Source organism: Alloyangia mangrovi (assembly GCF_002300555.2).
GTDB lineage: Bacteria > Pseudomonadota > Alphaproteobacteria > Rhodobacterales > Rhodobacteraceae > Salipiger > Salipiger mangrovi.
Map to the genome: position 1 here is coordinate 23,509 of NZ_NTHN02000039.1, position 17,277 is coordinate 40,785.

General features: G+C 67.5%; 18 protein-coding genes and 1 pseudogene. 9 read left to right on the top strand and 10 right to left on the bottom strand.

Annotation, left to right across the window (positions count from 1 at the left end):
- Window positions 1–52: 52 nt before the first annotated feature.
- Entirely contained in the window at window positions 53–1,183 is a 1,131-nt protein-coding gene (locus CLG85_RS18690; RefSeq protein WP_095882996.1) for an ABC transporter substrate-binding protein, read from the bottom strand.
- A gap of 190 nt (window positions 1,184–1,373) precedes the next feature.
- Between CLG85_RS18690 and CLG85_RS18695 the strand changes: the two genes are divergently transcribed.
- From CLG85_RS18695 to CLG85_RS18715, 5 genes are all read left to right on the top strand, one after another.
- Complete coding sequence (locus CLG85_RS18695) at window positions 1,374–1,778, top strand: winged helix-turn-helix domain-containing protein (protein WP_224846170.1); 405 nt, start codon at window positions 1,374–1,376, stop codon at window positions 1,776–1,778.
- Between the two features lie 69 nt (window positions 1,779–1,847).
- Entirely contained in the window at window positions 1,848–2,636 is a 789-nt protein-coding gene (gene modA, locus CLG85_RS18700) for a molybdate ABC transporter substrate-binding protein (RefSeq protein ID WP_095882997.1), read from the top strand.
- 3 nt (window positions 2,637–2,639) lie between these two features.
- Window positions 2,640–3,332, top strand: coding sequence for a molybdate ABC transporter permease subunit (gene modB, locus CLG85_RS18705; RefSeq protein WP_095882998.1), 693 nt, complete (start codon window positions 2,640–2,642; stop codon window positions 3,330–3,332).
- The gene (gene modC, locus CLG85_RS18710; RefSeq protein ID WP_260349840.1) at window positions 3,329–4,432 is read left to right on the top strand and encodes a molybdenum ABC transporter ATP-binding protein; all 1,104 of its coding nucleotides are present in this window, start codon (window positions 3,329–3,331) and stop codon (window positions 4,430–4,432) included. Before modB ends, modC begins: the two co-directional genes overlap by 4 nt.
- A 58-nt stretch (window positions 4,433–4,490) precedes the next feature.
- Window positions 4,491–5,180, top strand: coding sequence for a GntR family transcriptional regulator (locus tag CLG85_RS18715; RefSeq protein ID WP_095884442.1), 690 nt, complete (start codon window positions 4,491–4,493; stop codon window positions 5,178–5,180).
- 6 nt (window positions 5,181–5,186) lie between these two features.
- On the opposite strand, the pseudogene CLG85_RS18720 reads toward CLG85_RS18715, so the two are convergent.
- The 4 genes and pseudogenes from CLG85_RS18720 to CLG85_RS18735 form a co-directional block, all read right to left on the bottom strand.
- Window positions 5,187–6,102: pseudogene (locus tag CLG85_RS18720) on the bottom strand (DMT family transporter).
- Between the two features lie 66 nt (window positions 6,103–6,168).
- Window positions 6,169–6,555 (bottom strand): hypothetical protein, encoded by a 387-nt coding sequence (locus tag CLG85_RS18725; protein WP_095884440.1) that lies wholly within the window; start codon window positions 6,553–6,555, stop codon window positions 6,169–6,171.
- A gap of 13 nt (window positions 6,556–6,568) precedes the next feature.
- Complete coding sequence (locus CLG85_RS18730; RefSeq protein ID WP_260349841.1) at window positions 6,569–7,345, bottom strand: DUF6478 family protein; 777 nt, start codon at window positions 7,343–7,345, stop codon at window positions 6,569–6,571.
- Window positions 7,346–7,454: 109 nt separating this feature from the next.
- Complete coding sequence (locus tag CLG85_RS18735) at window positions 7,455–8,051, bottom strand: dihydroxy-acid dehydratase (protein WP_224846156.1); 597 nt, start codon at window positions 8,049–8,051, stop codon at window positions 7,455–7,457.
- Between the two features lie 191 nt (window positions 8,052–8,242).
- Here CLG85_RS18735 and CLG85_RS18740 point away from each other — a divergent pair, with 191 nt between their 5' ends.
- The 3 genes from CLG85_RS18740 to CLG85_RS18750 all read left to right on the top strand — a co-directional run bounded on the left by CLG85_RS18740 (window position 8,243) and on the right by CLG85_RS18750 (window position 11,514).
- Window positions 8,243–9,130, top strand: a complete 888-nt coding sequence (locus tag CLG85_RS18740; RefSeq protein WP_224846154.1) for a CPBP family intramembrane glutamic endopeptidase — start codon at window positions 8,243–8,245, stop codon at window positions 9,128–9,130.
- A 141-nt stretch (window positions 9,131–9,271) separates the two neighbouring features.
- Window positions 9,272–10,222 (top strand): acetyl-CoA carboxylase, carboxyltransferase subunit beta, encoded by a 951-nt coding sequence (accD, locus tag CLG85_RS18745; RefSeq protein ID WP_095883741.1) that lies wholly within the window; start codon window positions 9,272–9,274, stop codon window positions 10,220–10,222.
- Between the two features lie 53 nt (window positions 10,223–10,275).
- On the top strand, window positions 10,276–11,514 hold the full coding sequence (locus CLG85_RS18750) for a bifunctional folylpolyglutamate synthase/dihydrofolate synthase (protein ID WP_260349844.1): 1,239 nt from the start codon (window positions 10,276–10,278) through the stop codon (window positions 11,512–11,514).
- Between the two features lie 415 nt (window positions 11,515–11,929).
- Here CLG85_RS18750 and zapE read toward each other — a convergent pair whose 3' ends face one another.
- Window positions 11,930–12,991 (bottom strand): cell division protein ZapE, encoded by a 1,062-nt coding sequence (zapE, locus tag CLG85_RS18755; protein WP_095882274.1) that lies wholly within the window; start codon window positions 12,989–12,991, stop codon window positions 11,930–11,932.
- A gap of 166 nt (window positions 12,992–13,157) precedes the next feature.
- On the opposite strand from zapE, the gene CLG85_RS18760 reads away from it, so the two are divergent.
- Window positions 13,158–14,396: an MFS transporter gene (locus CLG85_RS18760; RefSeq protein ID WP_095882275.1), complete on the top strand. Its 1,239-nt coding sequence runs from the start codon at window positions 13,158–13,160 to the stop codon at window positions 14,394–14,396.
- Between the two features lie 31 nt (window positions 14,397–14,427).
- Here the strand turns inward: CLG85_RS18760 and CLG85_RS18765 are convergent, their stop codons facing one another.
- From CLG85_RS18765 to fghA, 4 genes are read right to left on the bottom strand one after another with little or no spacing between them, the layout of a single operon-like run.
- Window positions 14,428–15,369 (bottom strand): alpha/beta fold hydrolase, encoded by a 942-nt coding sequence (locus CLG85_RS18765; RefSeq protein WP_095882276.1) that lies wholly within the window; start codon window positions 15,367–15,369, stop codon window positions 14,428–14,430.
- On the bottom strand, window positions 15,366–15,986 hold the full coding sequence (locus CLG85_RS18770; RefSeq protein ID WP_095882277.1) for an HAD family hydrolase: 621 nt from the start codon (window positions 15,984–15,986) through the stop codon (window positions 15,366–15,368). Before CLG85_RS18770 ends, CLG85_RS18765 begins: the two co-directional genes overlap by 4 nt.
- A gap of 3 nt (window positions 15,987–15,989) precedes the next feature.
- Window positions 15,990–16,439, bottom strand: a complete 450-nt coding sequence (locus tag CLG85_RS18775) for a YaiI/YqxD family protein (protein ID WP_095882278.1) — start codon at window positions 16,437–16,439, stop codon at window positions 15,990–15,992.
- On the bottom strand, window positions 16,436–17,266 hold the full coding sequence (gene fghA, locus CLG85_RS18780) for an S-formylglutathione hydrolase (protein WP_095882279.1): 831 nt from the start codon (window positions 17,264–17,266) through the stop codon (window positions 16,436–16,438). The genes CLG85_RS18775 and fghA overlap by 4 nt, the downstream gene beginning before the upstream one ends.
- Between the last annotated feature and the right edge of the window lie 11 nt (window positions 17,267–17,277).

Here is a 17,277-nt window from a genome sequence, read left to right on the forward strand (position 1 = left end):
GGATGGAACGCGGCCCTCCAAGCAAATGCTCGGAGGGCCGCACCCGTCTGAATTACATCTTGCACTCGTCCTCGTAGGCGTGGCCACGATCCTCGATCGCCGTGCCGACGATCTTGTTGGTGAGGATGTCGCCTTCCTTGATCACCTCGCGGACGTAGATGTCCTGGATCGGGTGATGGCTGGCCGAGAACTTGAATTCGCCGCGAACCGAGGCGAAATCGGCCGCTTCCAGCGCGGCGCGGAAGGCGTCCTTGTCGCTGATGTCGGCCTTGTCCATCGCCGAGAGCAGCAGCAGCGCGGTGTCATAGCCCTGCGCCGAGTAGAGCGAGGGCAGGCGGTCGTACTTGGCGAGATAGGCCTCGACGAAGTGGGCATTGGACTCGTTCTCGAGATCCTTGTTCCACTGCGAGGTGTTCTTCACGCCGAGCGCCGCGTCGCCCACGGCCTGCAGGATGTTCTGGTCGAAGGAGAAGGCCGGGCCCACCAGCGGCAGATCAACGCCGCTGTCGGCATATTGCTTGAGGAAGGAGATCCCCATGCCGCCGGGCAGGAAGAAGAACACGCTGTCGGCACCCGAGGCGCGGATCTGCGCGATCTCGGCGGCGTAATCGGTCTGTCCAAGCTTGGTATAGATCTCGCCGGCCAGCTCGCCCTTGAAGAAGCGCTTGAAGCCGTTGAGCGAATCCTTCCCGGCCGGGTAGTTCGGCGCGAGGATGAAGGTCTTCTTGAAGTCGGCGCTGGTGGCATAGGCGCCCGCCGCCTCGTGCAGGTTGTCGTTCTGGTAGGAAACCGAGAAGTAGTTGGGGTTGCAGCCCTTGCCCGCCAGCTGCGCCGGTGCCGCGTTGGTCGAGAGGTAGAACAGGCCCTGCGCGGTCGCCGAGGGCACCACCGCCATGGCGAGGTTCGACCAGACGATGCCGGTCAGCAGGTCGACCTTGTCGGACTGGATCATCCGGTCGGCGATCTGCACCGCGACGTCGGGCTTCTGCTGGTCGTCCTCGACCACCACTTCGAGATCGTCGCGGCCTGCCTCTTCGACGGCAAGCATGAAGCCGTCGCGGGTGTCGATGCCGAGCCCGGCGCCGCCGCCGGAGAGCGTGGTGATAAGCCCGACCTTGACCTCGGCAGAGGCCGCGGAGGCGCAGGCGATGAGCGCCGCGGAAGCGAGAAGTTGTTTGAGCATGAATGACTCCCTGGTTGTCTTCGGGACCGCCTCTTGCGTGCGGCCCGCAATTTTTGTGAGCATCAGTCTTCGCCAGACGCACGTGAAATACAATGGAAGAAAAGCCGCTCTGCCGCCTTACGTGAACTTTTCGCCCTGCCGCCGGGTCATGTGCTTGCCAGTCCACCGGCGATGCGGGAAGACTTTAAACATGAAAGAGTCCAGACCCGAGACGCAATGCCCGCCGAGACTGCGTCTGCGCATCCTCTTCGGCACCGACGCAATGCTCGGCCCCGGCAAGGCCGACCTGCTGGAGCACATCCGCGAGACCGGTTCCATCGCCGCCGCGGGGCGTGCCATGGCGATGAGCTACAAACGCGCGTGGAGCCTCGTCGAAGAAATGAACCACGCCTTCCGCGCGCCGCTGGTCGACAGCAGCCGCGGCGGTGCGAAGGGCGGCGGTGCACATCTTACCGAGACCGGCGAGGAGGTTCTGGCCAACTATCGCGCCCTCGAAGAGACCATCGCCGAAGCCGGGGCCGATCGGATCGAGACGCTGCGGGGGCTGCTGCGCGACGCGCCGGAATCGCCCCCCGATATTCCCGAGGGGAAATAACGCTTGCCCGGGCGGAGCTTGATTGCGATATGTTTTAAGAAACATATCACTTTCCAAGGCTTTCCTTCCATGCATTTTCTCCGCCTCCTCCGACCGGCGCTGACCTCTGCGCTACTCTGCGCCCTGCCCCTCGCCGCGCAGGCCGAGGAGGTGGTGGTCTTTGCCGCTGCAAGCCTGAAGACCGCGATGGACGAGATCGCCCCTGCCTTCGAGGCGCAGACGGGACATGAGGTCACCGTCTCGCTCGCCGGCTCCTCGGCGCTGGCGCGGCAGATCGAGCAGGGGGCGCCCGCGGATATCTTCATCTCGGCCAACGAGGCCTGGATGGACACGCTGGAAGAGGACGGGCTGCTCGCGCCTGGCAGCCGCAGCGATCTTCTGCGCAATTCCATCGTGCTGATCGCCCATGGCGCCGATGCCGTGCCCGTCGAGATCAGCCCCGCGCTCGATCTGCCCGGACTGCTTGGCGAGGGGCGCCTTGCCATGGCGCTGGTCGACGCGGTGCCCGCGGGAATCTACGGCAAGGCAGCGCTGGAGAGCCTCGGCCTCTGGGACACCGCCCTGCCGCAGGTGGCGCAGGCGGACAACGTGCGCGCCGCTCTGGCACTGGTCTCGACCGGCGAGGCACCGCTCGGCATCGTCTACGCCACCGACGCCGCCGCCGATGACAATGTCTCGGTGATCGGCACCTTCCCCGAAGACAGCCACCCGCCCATTGTCTACCCGGTGGCCGAACTGGCCGGGCGGGAGGGCGCGGCGGCGGTGGCCTTCCTCGCCTACCTGCACGGCTCCGAGGCTCGCGCCGCCTTCGAGGCGCAGGGCTTCGAGGTCATTTCCCAGCCCGGCGCCGGCGACTGAGGCATGGAGTGGCTGGGCCCCGAAGAATGGCAGGCGGTGCGGCTCTCGCTGCGGGTTTCCTTCTGGGCCACGCTCTCCGGACTGCCACCGGCGCTGCTGGCAGCCTATGCGCTGGCGCGCTGGCGCTTCCCAGGCAAGCAGCTGCTCAACGGACTGGTGCACCTGCCACTGATCCTGCCACCGGTGGTGACCGGCTACCTGCTGCTTCTGACCTTCGGCACCCGCGGCCCCATCGGTTCGGTGCTGCAGGAGATCGGCCTCGTCTTCGCCTTCCGCTGGACCGGCGCGGCGCTGGCCGCGGGGATCATGGCCTTTCCGCTGCTGGTGCGTGCCATGCGCCTGTCGCTCGAAGCCGTCGACCCCAAGCTTGAACAGGCCGCCGCCACGCTTGGCGCCTCACGGCTCTGGGTCTTTGTCACGGTGACCCTGCCGCTCATTCTGCCCGGCATCATCGCAGGGGCGGTGCTCGGCTTTGCCAAGGCGATGGGCGAGTTCGGCGCGACCATCACCTTCGTTTCGAACATCCCCGGACAGACCCAGACCTTGCCCTCGGCGATCTACGCCTTCCTGCAAGTTCCGGGCGGAGAACACGCCGCGCTGCGTCTGGTGGCGGTCTCGGTCGCCGTCGCCATGTCGGCACTGCTGCTGTCGGAATGGCTGGCGCGGCGGGCGCAGCGGCGGGTGTCGGGCACATGACGCTCTCGGTCGACCTGCGCCACCGGTTCAAGGGATTCGAGCTCGACGCGCGCTTTGAGGCTCCGAAGGGGATCACCGTGCTTTTCGGCCGCTCTGGCTCGGGCAAGACCACCATCGTCAACGCCGTCGCCGGGCTGCTGCGCCCCGATGCAGGTCGGGTCGCGGCCGACGATCTCGTGCTCTTCGACACCGCGCGGAGCCTCTGGTTGCCACCACACCGGCGCCGCATCGGTTATATCTTCCAGGAGGGGCGGCTCTTCCCGCACCTCTCGGTGCGTCAGAACCTGCGCTACGGCGCCTGGTTCTCGCCGAAGCGCGTGACACCCGCGGAGGTCGACCGCGTGGTCGAGATGCTGGGCATCGGCGGGCTGCTCGAACGCCGCCCCGGCGCGCTCTCGGGAGGCGAGAAACAGCGCGTCGCCATCGGTCGCGCGCTGCTCTCCTCACCGCGCATGATCCTTGCCGACGAGCCCCTGGCCGCCCTCGACGAGGCGCGCAAGTCCGAGATCCTTCCCTATTTCGAGCGGCTGCGCGACGAGGCGGAGATTCCAATCCTCTTTGTCAGCCACTCCGCCGCCGAGGTCGCCCGGCTCGCCACGACGGTGGTCGTGCTCGAGGGCGGGCGCGTCACACGGCAGGGGCCGGCGGTCGAGGTTCTTGCTGACCCCGCCGTCACCCCGCTTGGCGCGCGGGCGGCGGGCGCGGTGCTCAGCGCGCGCGTGGCGCGGCACCACGAAGACGGTCTGACCGAGCTCGACGCGGGCGGCACCGCACTCTTCATTCCCCGGCTCGAGGCGGCACCTGGCACCCCTGTGCGGGTCCGCATCGCCGCGCATGAGGTGATCCTTTCGCGGCAGCGGCCAGAGGGGCTCTCAGCGCTGAATATCATCAGCGGCGAGGTGCAGGAGATCCGCGCCGGCGAGGGTCCGGGCATGCTGGTCTCTCTGGACACCAAGGCGGGCCGGGTGCTGGCGCGCATCACCCGCCGGTCTGCCAAGGCGCTGCAGCTCGCCCCCGGCACCCCCTGCCATGCGGTCATGAAAACTGTTGCCGTCGCGCCCGAGGACATTGGCGGGCAAGGCAGGGACGTGAGTAAGTGATTGCAGGAACGACAGGTTCCCCCTAACCTATGGCTGCGTAAAGTACGGGTATTGTGTCATGGTTCTCCGCGTTGCGCCTTCGGCGGATATCGGATCTGATCTGCCGCCGGTCCGAAAGGTCTTCTTAAGCCTGCGCGACTGCATTTCGCGCAATCGGCTTCCGGCAGGGACCCTGATCGTGCTTTCCAGCATAGCCCAAGAGCGCGACCTCTCTGTCGAGACCGTGTCGGGCGCCGTCCTGATGCTGAGCCTGGGAGGCCTCGTGGAGCGCACCGCAGAAGATGAGGCGCGTGTGCTGCCAATCTCGGAGCAGCGCCTTCGGAACGCGGTCTTTCTCCGCGAGCAGTCCGAAGTCGAGATCGTGCGGCGCCTCGCCCGCAGCGCCAACGGTGATTTCCTGAACGACCTGCGCGAGCTGATCCTGCGCCAGAAGCTCGTCGGTATGCGCGGTCCGCGCGACCTGCTGCGGCTCGACGCCCGGTTCCATCGCACGCTGGCCGAACGCGCCGGGCTGGGCACGCTCTGGCCCTGGCTCGAGGAATGGAAGCTATGCATCGACCGCGTGCGCTTCACGGTCGAAGGCAGCCTCGCCCCGGAAGAGATGATCAGCCAACACAGCGGAATCGTTGATCGGATCATCATGCGCGACGCCGACGGCGCGGCGGCGGCGACCCGTTATCACTTGTCCGGCGTGCTGCGGCAGCTTCCGGAGTACCGCAGAACACACGCCGGGCAGTTCTGCGACTGAGCCGGTTCAGCCCTGCGGGGTCATCCCCGGACGCGCCTTGAACCGCTTCAACCCGAGCGCGCGCTCGCGCAGGATGATTGCAATTCCCGAAGAGACGACGATCGCCGAGCCCACGAGCATCAGCACCGTCGGCACCTCCTCGAAAACCACGTAGCCGATCAGGATCGCGAAGAGGATCGAGGCATAGTCGAACGGCGCCAGAAGCGCCGCCTCTGCGCCCTTATAGGCCGAAGTCAGCAGGATTTGTGCCACCCCGCCGATCAACCCGGTACCGATCAGCAGCGCCAGCGTGCCGGGCTCCGGCATGACCCAGCCGAAGGGCAGGCTCAGCAACGACAGCACCGTGGTGGTCAGCGAGAAGTAGAAGACGATGGCCGAGGTTGCCTCGGTCTGCACCATGCGCCGGATGTGGATCTGCACCAGCGCCCGCAGCACCGCCGAGGTCAGCACGAAGCCGATGCCCCAAAGCACCGCCGGGCTCACCTCCGATACCGTGAGCATGGGCAGCATGATCACCAACACGCCCAGGAGCCCGATGAACACCGCCGAGATCCGGAACAGCCGCACCTTCTCGCCCAGCAGCAGCGCCGCGAAGACCACCGTCAGCGGCGGCGCGGCATAGTCGAGCGCGGTCACCTCGGGCAGCGGCAGAAGTCCCAGCGCGGCGAAGCTGAAAGCCATGGCCCCGCCGCCGATTATGCCGCGCAGGAAATGCGCCATCGGACTGGCGACCTTCAGCCCGGTCTTCAGCTTCCCGGTCCATACCAGCCAGGCAAAGATCACTGGGATCGCGAAGAACGACCGGAAAAAAAACCACCTCGCCGGTCGGGACCTCGTCGGAGACCGATTTCACGATGGCGGACATGATAACGAAGAGCACCACGGAGGTGAGTTTCAGCGCAATGCCGCGCAAGGGGGACATGATGACTCCGGGCGACGCGCCGAAAGAGAAAAATCTCGGGCACACTGGCGCTTGGCCGCGGCAAGGTCAACCAGCCGTGGGGCCCTCTGTCTCGAGGCAATGGCGGCGGAAGGCGCGCTTGAGCATGTCGAGCTCGGCGCGCAAGAGCGACATCTCGGCCCGGATGTCCTCGCCCATGGGTTCGCCGGCGATCAGGGTGAAACTTTCGAGCAGCGCGCCGCTCGCCGCCTCGGTTATGAGGAAGGTCCGCACCCCGTCGCCGACCGCCTCGAGCGGCACCGGCACCTCCAGCGCCCATTGCCCTCGTGCGTCCATCTCGGTCAGCTTGACCCCGCGCAGCGGCGCGTCGTCGAGCGTGACGGCGATCTCGGGTTGGCTTCCGGCCGGGCCGGACAGCAGCCCGTGCCAGACACCTTCGCGGAAGTGGGTCTTGGTCAGGGTGTAATCGCTCATCTGTCTCTCCGACTCAGAACTGCGCCCGCGGGCTGCGGCTGAAGGTCAGATCCCGCAGGATCACCTCGTTCATCTCCGGACCCTCGAAGATCAGGTCGAGCCACATGCCCTCGACCCGCTTTTCATTGAGCCGGGTGTAGGCGAGGTCGAACTCGACAGCGATCTCCTCGGCGTTCAGCGGCAACTCGCGGACGATCTGCTCGGTGTTCGGCCCGTGGCGAATGTTGAGCCGGGCGAAGATCTCTAGTGGCTTTTCCATCTCGACGATGGTCTGGGCCCGGATCAGGTGGCGGCGCGAGAGCCCGGCGCAGGCCTCGGCGGGCAGGTCGACCGCAAGCGACAGGTAGGAACCGCTGAAACGGAAAACATCAAGCCGAAGCCCGTAGGGGGCAACGTCGGCTTCGCGCAGGTTGCGGATCTGGCGCAGGGTGATCTCGGAGCGCGGGCAGTCGTGGAACAGCGTCGCCTCGGCGCCGAGCTTGGCCTTTTCGGGCACCGAGGCGATGCCGGGTTGTGGCAGCGGCCCGCGCCAGAGTTCGGGGCGCCATGCCCAGTCGGCATCGGCCGGGCGCGGAAAGGCCTGGTTGCCGGTCAGAGGCAGCGCCAGTCGCTCCTCGGCCACGTGCAGCAGGTCGTCGAGGCGGGCGCGCAGGCGCCGCGCGGCGCGGCGCTGGTTGCGCAGCTCGGGCAGCGCCATGCCGGGCGCCTCGGTCGCCAGCCGCGACCAGCGCCGCAGCGATGCCGCCTGCAGCGCCTGCCGCATCCATCCGCCGCCCCATTTCCTTGCCATGCGTCCCCGGTCCCTCGCCCATCCCCCGTCGCGCGCTGTGTCGCGCACGTTCCGGTTCTTATGGCAAATCCCGAAGGTCGAATAAACGGGGCCGCGATCGGTGGGGCGGTCAGCGTTGCACCGCCGCCTCGGGACTGAGCCGGGTGATGTGCGCCCGCACCGCCTGCAGCATCGCCGCGCCGTCGCGCCCGGCCAGCGTGCCGTCCTTCGGCGCATAGAGCGCCATGAGCACCAGCCGCCCGTTCAGCCGGAAGGCGCCGCGCCAATAGCGCGGGTCGCCCTCGGGCAGCACCCGGTTGCCACCCGCCGCCAGATGTACCAGCGACAGCCCGTCCACCACGCCGCCGCCGGCGATCACCCTCTGCCCCGCCTCCGCGGCCATTGTCTCGGGCGAGGGCAGATCCGCGGCACCCTCCACCGGGCCGACCGTCACCGTCAGCATCATCGGATCGACGAAGGCGCCGCTCTCGCCGCCGCTGAGGATCTGGCAGGAGGCCAGCACCGCGAAGCCCCGCCCGGCGCGACGTTCAAGCGTTACCGGGTCGATGCAATATCCGCCGGGACCGGCGACGATTACCGCGCCCTCCTCGAGCGCCGCCCGCTGCAACGGCGCACGGCCCGTCGTGGCCTCGCAGGAGGCCAGTGCGACAAGCGCCAGCAGCGCCATGCCGCGCAGGGCGCGGCTCTTTCCGAGGATCGACATCATGCGAATGGGTTAGCGAAGCCCCCGAAATCGCACAAGCAACAAAGCCGAGGGCGCCGCGTGATGGTCACGGAGCCGCGCATTGACAGCCGGGCACAAGCACCTGACCATCGGTGCAAAAGGACACCCTCCATGCGCCCCGAGCGAGCCAACTCCCCCGCCCCTCCGGCGCGCCCCTGCCCGCAGGCCCCGCAATGAGATATGCCCCCTTCGCCATGCTGACCGGACCCGCGCGGCGAACGCAGCTTTGGCGGCTGGCGGTCGGCATCGGGATGGTGCTGGCGGTGACCTTCCTGCTCGGGCAGCTGCTCTTCGGCCTCGTGCTGATGCTGGCGCCGCAGCACGGCAGCGCCGCGCTGGCCGAGGCGATCCACCGCGCCGACACGCCGCTCGGGATGCTGATCCTGCTGGTTTCGATGGGCGCGCTGGGGATCGGCGCCGCGACCGCGGCGCGGGTCGTGCACGACCGCGACCCCCGGACCCTCATCGGCCCGCTGCCGCTGGCGCTCTCGCAGTTCCTGCGCACCGCGGCGGCGGCGGGGCTTGCCGCCCTGCTCGGCGCAGCGCTGATGATCTGGGCCACCGACGGAGGGCCGGGGCCCGGACTCACCCCGCTGCGCTGGCTGGCGCTGCTGCCGCTCACCCTGCCCGCAATCCTGATCCAGACCACCAGCGAGGAACTCTTGTTCCGCGGCTACCTGCAAAGCCAGCTTGCCGCCCGGCTGCCGCAGCCCTGGGTCTGGCTGACCGTGCCGTCACTGCTTTTCGCGCTCGGGCACTACGCCCCCGGCACCTATGGCAGCGCCGCCACCAGCGTGGCGATCTGGGCCTTTCTCTTCGGCCTCGCGGCGGCCGACCTGACCGCCCGCTCGGGTACGCTCGGCCCCGCGATAGGCCTGCATTTCGTCAACAATATCATAGCACTGGCGCTCATCTCCCCGCAAGGCGACATGTCCGGCCTCGCACTGATGCTCTGGCCCTTCGGCCCCTCGGACACCGAGGCGCTGCTGCGCATGCTGCCGATGGATCTGGTGACCCTGCTGATCAGCTGGCTCGCCGCCCGGCTCGCCCTGCGGCGCTGAGGACGTTGCGGCCCGCCAAAGCCCCGCGCGGCGCCGCCGCGCAGGCCGCGATTGCATTTCCCCTGCCTCTTGCTTAAGTCAGCGCCAACACAAAAACGCTGAACGCCGCACGGAACGCTCGGAACACAAGGGCAGCACCGCATGAACTGGATTACCAACTACGTCCGTCCCCGGATCAACTCGATCTTCTCGCGCCGCGAGGTGCCCGAGAACCTGTGGACCAAATGCGACTCCTGCGGGACGATGCTCTTCCACCGCGAGGTGGCGGACAACCTCGGCGTCTGCACCAGCTGCGCCCACCACATGAACATCACCCCGCGCGCCCGCTTCAGCGCGCTCTTCGACGGCGGCGTGTTCAACGAGATCGCCGTGCCCGAGCCGATCACCGATCCGCTGCAGTTCCGCGACCAGAAGAAATACCCCGACCGGATGAAGGCGGCGCAGAAATCCACCGGTGAGCGCGAGGCCATGCTGGTCGCCGCCGGCGAGATCAACCGCACCCCCGTTGTCGCCTGCGCGCAGGACTTCTCGTTCATGGCAGGCTCCATGGGCATGTACGTCGGCAACGCCATCGTCGCCGCCGCCGAAGAGGCGGTGAAGCTGAAGCGCCCGCTGATCCTCTTCTCCGCCGCCGGTGGCGCGCGCATGCAGGAAGGGATCCTGTCGCTGATGCAGATGCCGCGCACCACCGTGGCCGTGCAGATGCTGCGCGAGGCGGGCCTGCCCTACATCGTCGTTCTGACCCACCCCACCACCGGCGGCGTCACCGCCTCTTACGCGATGCTGGGCGACGTGCAGATCGCCGAGCCGGGTGCGCTGATCTGCTTCGCCGGTCCGCGCGTCATCGAGCAGACCATCCGTGAAAAGCTGCCCGAAGGCTTCCAGCGCGCCGAATACCTGCTCGAGCACGGCATGCTCGACCGGGTGACCGACCGCCGCGAGCTGAAGGGCGAGCTGACCACCATCCTGCGCATGCTGCTGGGCCTGCCGCCCGCCGTTTCCGGCGATCTGCCTGCGCCGGCCGCAGACGCCGAGGCCGCGCCCGCTCCTGCCGCCGAAGACAAGCCCGCGAAGAAGACAACCGCCAAGTGACCAGCGTGACCAGCGCGCCCCGCACCGCCGGATCGGACATCATCCTCGAGAGGATGATGTCCTTGCACCCCAAGATCATCGACCTGACCCTCGACCGGGTCTGGCGGCTGCTGGAGGCGCTGGACCACCCAGAGCGCGCCCTGCCCCCGGTGATCCACCTTGCCGGGACCAACGGCAAGGGCTCGACCCAGGCGATGATCCGCGCCGGGCTCGAGGCCAGCGGCAAGCGCGTGCACGCCTATATCTCACCCCATCTCGTGCGCTTCCACGAACGCATCCGCCTCGCCGGAGAGCTGATCTCGGAAGACGCCCTGAGCGCCGTGCTCGACGAGTGCTGGGAGAGGAACGGCGGCGCGCAGATCACCTATTTCGAGATCACCACCTGCGCCGCGCTGCTGGCCTTTGCCCGCACGCCCGCCGATTACACGCTGCTTGAGACCGGCCTCGGCGGCCGGCTCGACGCGACCAACGTGGTCGCGCAGCCAGCGTTGACCATTCTCACGCCGATCTCGCTCGATCACCAGCAGTACCTCGGGGAGACGCTGGCCGAGATCGCCGGCGAGAAGGCCGGCATCCTCAAGCGCGGTGTGACCTGCGTGGTCGGCCCGCAGCCCGAAGCGGCGATGGAAGTCATCGAGGCCCGCGCCGCCCAGCTCGGCGTTCCGCTCCTGGCGCATGGCCAGCAGTGGCACGTCTGGGAAGAGCGTGGCCGCATGGTCTATCAGGACGAGACCGGCCTGCTCGATCTGCCGCTGCCGAACCTGCCGGGCAAGCACCAGCTCTTCAACGCCGGTGCGGCGCTCGCGGCGCTGCGCCATCTCGGCCTCGACGAACCCGCCTGCGAGGCGGCGGTGACCTCCGCCGACTGGCCAGCCCGCATGCAGCGCCTGACCCGCGGGCCGCTGATCTCGGCAGCGCCGCTGGCAGAGCTCTGGCTCGACGGCGGCCACAACCCGGCGGCGGGAGAGGCCCTGGCCGAGCACATCGCCCGGATGCCGCGCCGTCCGACGCATCTGATCTGCGGCATGCTGAACACCAAGGATGTCGGCGGCTACCTGCGTCCGCTCGCCGCCGTGGCCGACAGCCTGACCTCGGTCTCGATCCCCGACGCCCCGGCGACGCTGGAGGCAGAGGAGACCGCGCGCATCGCCCGCGCCTCCGGGCTGCGCGCCCATGCCGCCGCTGACGTCTCCGCAGCCCTCGCCGCAATCACCGCCGAGGAGCCCCGTGCGCGGGTCCTCATCTGCGGCTCACTCTACCTTGCGGGCACGGTTCTGCGCGAAAACGGCTGACTTTCAGGCTGCCGAGAGGGCACCAAGACTGGTGGTCCGAAAAAATCGGACTCTTAGGGTTCGTTTAACCAACTATATCTTGACGGATCACGCGAACGTCACCTAGGCTTTGAGGTGTAAGGTTTTGCTTCACTGCAATCTGCGCGGCGAAGCACATCGGGGACAGACAGAGCTACGGGGCAGTGCCAGCCAAGACGGCACTGGAGGGACAGATCGGCCACGCACAATTCCTGTGTGGCCTCCGCTACCGAACTCTCTGCGATGCCCACGACCCCTCGGGGTCGAAGTGAATTTCTATCGCAGGCAGAAGACTTTAAAAAAAAATCGAGCAGTTAGAAGGGTCCCTAGGGACCCTTCCTTTTTACGTTCGCCGCACGACTTGTCGCGGCGCGCATCGGGCCGAACGGCCCTGTCCTCAGATCGGCTTGCCCCACTCCGCGTCCTGCATTTCGCGCAGGCGGCTGGCGGTACGCTCGAATTCGAAGGCCCCCGCCCCCTCGATATAGAGGCTTTCGGGCTCGTCCACCGCGCTGGCGATCAGCTTCACCTTGGCTTCGTAGAGCGCGTCCACCAAGGTCACGAAGCGCTTGGCCTCGTTGAAGTTGCCCCGGCCGAGACGCGGGATGTTCTCGATCACCAACACCCGCACCGCATCGGCCAGCGCGAGGTAATCCGCCGGGCCCAGAGGTTGGCCGCAGAGGTCGTAGAAAGACGCCCGGGCAACGCCGTTCCAGTAGCGCGGCAGCTCGACCTTGCGGGTCTTGATGTGCAGCGTCAGCACTTCCTCGTGGCCGTGGGTCAGTTCCTGCCAGACGTGGTCGATCTGCGCCCGTGTCTCGGCGGTCACCGGGCAGAAGTAGACCTGCGCCCCCTTGAGACGGTCCTGCCGGTGGTCCTTCTCGGAGACCAGCTCGCGCACCTCGAGCTTCTCCTTGATCTGCTTGATAAAGGGCAAGAAGAGCTGGCGGTTGAGACCATCCTTGTAGAGCTCGTCCGGCACCCGGTTCGAGGTGGTCACCACCACCGTCCCCGCCGCGAAGAGTTGCTCGAAGAGCCGCCCCACGAGCATCGCATCGCCGATGTCGGTGATCTGCATCTCGTCGAAGGCCAGCACCTTCACCGCGTCCGAAACCTTCTTGGCCATTGGCACCACCGGGTCCGACACGCCCTCGCCGCGCAGCCGGTGCAGCTCGGACTGCATCTCCTGCATGAAGGCGTGGAAGTGCACCCGGCGCACCGGCACCTGCAGGCTCTCGACGAACATGTCCATCAGCATGGACTTGCCGCGCCCCACCCCGCCCCAGAGGTAAAGCCCCTTGGGCGGCTCGGGGGCCTTGCGGAAGAAGCTCTTCTTCACCGGCTTGGCAAGCTCGGTACGGATGCGCTCGAAATGGGGCAGCGCCTCTTCCTGCGCGGGATCGCGCAGCAACAGGCCCTCGGCCACCTTCTCGTCATAGAGGTCCATCAGCGTGGTCATGCCCGCGCCATAGCGCGGCGCGGCGGGATTGTGTAGAGCCAGCCGCGGCCTGCCCGTGCAGCACGGCGGCAATCATTCCGATCCGTGATGTTTTTCATCAAGATCCGAGAATTGACGCCGCGTTCAGATGCCGTAAAGCTGCCGCGGCGCAGCAGGAGCCTCCCCAATGAGCCGCACCCCTCTCTTCACGCCCGTCCTGATGGTGGGCTGCCTGATCATCCTGATCTCCTTCGCGATCCGAGCCAGCTTCGGCGTATTCCAGATCCCGATCGCAACGGAGTTCAACTGGCCGCGCGCCGAGTTCAGCCTTGCCATCGCCATTCAGAACCTCGCCTGGGGCATTGGCCAGCCGATCTTCGGCGCGATGGCCGAGAAGATCGGCGACCGCAAGGCGATCATCCTCGGCGCGCTGATCTATGCCGCGGGCCTCGTGCTTTCGAGCTTTGCCGTCAGCCCGGTGCAGCACCAGATGTACGAAGTGCTGGTGGGCTTCGGCGTCGCAGGCACCGGCTTTGGCGTGATCCTCGCCGTCGTGGGCCGCGCCTCGTCGGACGAGAATCGCTCGATGAGCCTTGCGATCGCCACCGCCGCGGGCAGCGCCGGGCAGATCTTCGGCGCGCCGGTGGCCGAGTGGATGCTGGGCATCATGCCCTGGCAGCAGGTGTTCCTCGTGTTCACCGCGGCGATCCTTGCCGTGCTGCTCTTCCTGCCGCTGATGCGCGCCCCTGCCGCCAGCAAGGCCGAACTCGAGGAAAGCATGGGCACCATCCTCGGCCGGGCCTTCCGTGACCCGTCCTTCGCGCTGATCTTCCTCGGCTTCTTCTCCTGCGGCTACCAGCTGGCCTTTGTCACCGCGCATTTCCCGGCCTTCGTCACCGAGCTCTGCAGCCCCATCGCCGCAGGCAGCGTGCTGGCCAATATCGGCATCACCAGCACCTCGGCGCTCGGCGCGCTGTCGATCGCGGTGATCGGGGTGGCCAACGTCGGCGGCACGCTGCTGGCCGGCTGGGCTGGCAAGCGCTGGCCGCGCAAGTACCTGCTGGCGCTGATCTACCTGGGGCGGACCATCGCCGCGGGGCTGTTCATCATGCTGCCGATCACCCCGGTCAGCGTGCTGGTCTTCTCGGTGGTCATGGGCTCGCTCTGGCTCGCCACCGTGCCGCTCACCTCGGGGCTCGTCGCGCATCTCTACGGGCTCCGGTACATGGGCACGCTCTACGGGATCGTCTTCTTCAGCCACCAGCTCGGCGGCTTCCTCGGCGTCTGGCTCGGCGGACGGATGTACGACATCTACGGCGATTACACGCTGGTGTGGTGGATCGGCGTCGGGGTCGGCGCGCTGAGCGCCATCGTCCACCTGCCGGTGCGCGAGACACCCCGCGTGGCCGTCGCCCAGCCGGTCTGAGACCGGCCGGGCGCCCCACGCGGGGTGGCCCTCAACCAAACCCGCGCAGGGCTTCCTTGGCGCAGATAAGCCGTGCCAGCTCGCTGGCATGGGTGTGCGGGATGCCGTGCCAGGCATCCTCGATCAGTCGCTGCTCGGCATGGGGATTCCACGTCGAGAGCTGCTCCATGGTTCCGGCGCGGACCATCTGGTCCTGCCCGCCCCAGATCGCCAGGACCGGGATCCCCAGACCGGCAATGCGCCTATGCTGCGCCTCCTGAGGCTCCTGCAGGCAGCCACGCAGGCTCGAGAGCACCGAGCGCACGTAGCCGCGCCGGTCCAGCTCGGCGAGGTGCAGTCGGTCGATCTCGGGCACCTCCGAGCGCGAGTCCGAGCTCTCGAAGACGTTCTGGCGATGCGCCTTGGGGAAGACCATGTGGAACAGCCAGTCCCCCAGACCCCGGTGCTGCGCCGTCCAGTCGACGATCGGCGAGAGCTCCGACTCGATCCCCGCCGGCGCCAGCAGCACCAGCCGCGAGACCCGCTCGGGCATCTCGGCGGCGAATTGCACCGCCACCGTCGCCCCCAGCGAATATCCAAGCAGCGTGACCGGCCCCTGCAGCTGCAGCGCCGAGAGCAGCTCATGCAACTGGCGGGTCAAGAAGGCCGGGGTCTGCAGCGCGTGCGGGCGATCGGAATAGCCGCGGCCGTAAAGATCGTAGATCAGCACCCGCTTGCCCTCTGCCGCGAGATGCCGCGCCAGCGCCTTGAACACGACCGAAGGCGCGGTGAGCCCATGGATGCAGACCACCAGCTCCCCCGTCTCCGGGCCGAGCAGGCTGTAATGGGTGTCGCCCAGAGAGAGCCGGGCGAATTGCCCCGTGGCTTCGATGCGACGGCTGTTGTCGAGCTTCCGGCGGCGGAGTTCCCCAATCCCCGGAAGCGCTGCGAGCAGCGGAAGCGCCACCCCGATGGCGCCCAGCATATAGCTCATGCGGCGTCGCGCTCCGGCAGCAGCCCATGCGCGATCAGGCTGCGCTCCCAGCCCTCCGGTCCCTCGAAGAGATGCACCTGCCAGCCGCGCGCGGCGGCGGCGGCGATGTTGTCCTCGCGGTCATCCGTGAACAGCAGCCGCCCCGGCGCCACCCCGCTCTCGGTCTCGAGCCGCGCGTAGATCTCGGCATCGGGCTTCGTGACGCCCATGTGCCCCGAGATAAACCGGCGGTCGAAGTCCTTGAGGAACGGGTAGGCCTCCTCGGCAACCTCGAAGGTGCCGATGCCGAAGTTGCTCAACGCAAAGACCGGCACGCCGCGCCCCCGGAGCGCCCGCAGGAGCGCCACGGTCTTCGGGATCTCCGGGCTCGCCAACTCGATCCAATGGTCGTGCCAATGCCGGATTTCGTCCCGCCACTGCGGGTACTGCTCGGCCAGGGTGTAGACTTCGTCGTGAAAGTCCTGGCCCTGGTCGACGCGTTCGTTCATTTCGTGAAGATCGACCTCTGCAAAAAGCGCTTTGCGCCTCTCCTCTCCCAGAAGGCGATCGAAGTATCGCTCGGGCTGCCACTCGATGAGCACGTTCCCGATGTCGAAGACAACAGCTTCGATGGTCATTTCCTAGTCCCCTGCAGCGCGCACCTCGCGCTCTAGAGCATTTAGGAAACGGGAGCGGTCATTCTTTGTAAAGCTCCGGCCTTTCCCGCTCTGGTAGAAAGGATCCGAAGCGCGGATATCTTGCATCAGGTCGCGCATCGCCAGCTGCGCGCCGATATTGCCGGGGGTGAAGATCTCGCCATCCGGGCGCAGCACCCGCGCGCCACCCTCGATGCAGCGCGCCGCCAGCGGAATATCGTTGGTCACAACCACGTCGCCCCTGCCCGCGCGCTCGGCGATCCACATGTCAGCCTCGTCGGGCCCGGCGGCGACGGTGACCACCTCGACCAGCGGATTGCGCGATGGGCGCAACCCGCCGTTCGACACCAGCACCATCCGCAGGCGGTGGCGGGTCGCCACGCGCTCCGCCTCCTCCTTCACCGGGCAGGCATCGGCGTCGATATAGAGTGTCACGCGTAGAGCGCCTCGGCGTGGAACGCGACGTGCTCTTCCATGAAGGTCGAGACGAAGAAGTAGCTGTGGTCATAGCCCGGCTGGGTGCGGAAGCTGCCCGCCTGCCGCTTCGCCGCCATCGCCTCGGCCAACGCCTCGGGCTTGAGCAGGTGCAGGAACTGGTCGTTGCCGCCCTGGTCGATCAGCACCGGCCCGTCAAAGCCTTTCTCGCGCATCAGCAGCGTCGCGTCATGCGCCGCCCATTTGGTTTCATCCGCGCCGAGGTAGGCACCGAGCTGCTTGCGACCCCAATCGCTCTGCGTCGGGTTGGCGATGGGCGCAAAGGCCGAGACCGAGCGGAAGCGCCCCGGCAGCGACATGGCCAGCGTCAGCGCGCCATGGCCGCCCATCGAATGTCCGGTGATCGCCTGCCGCTCCATGTCGACCGAGAACTCCTGCCCGATCAGCGCCGGCAGCTCTTCGGCCACGTAGTCCCACATGCGGAAATGCGGCGCCCAGGGCGTTTCGGTGGCGTTGACGTAGAAGCCCGCGCCCTTGCCGAGGTCATAGGCCTCGTCATCGGCCACGCCCTCGCCGCGCGGCGAGGTGTCGGGGAAGACCAGCGCCACGCCCGCCTCGGCGGCCCAGGCCTGCGCCCCGGCCTTGGTCATGGCATTCTCGTGGGTGCAGGTGAGCCCCGAGAGATACCACAGCACCGGCACCTCCATGTCCTTGGCGATCTCGGGCAGGAAGAGCCCGAAGGTCATGTCGCAGGCGCAGGCCTCGGAGGCGTGGCTGTAGACGCCCTGCACGCCGCCGAAGCAGCGGTTCTTGGATTTGGTTTCCATGGGCACTCCTG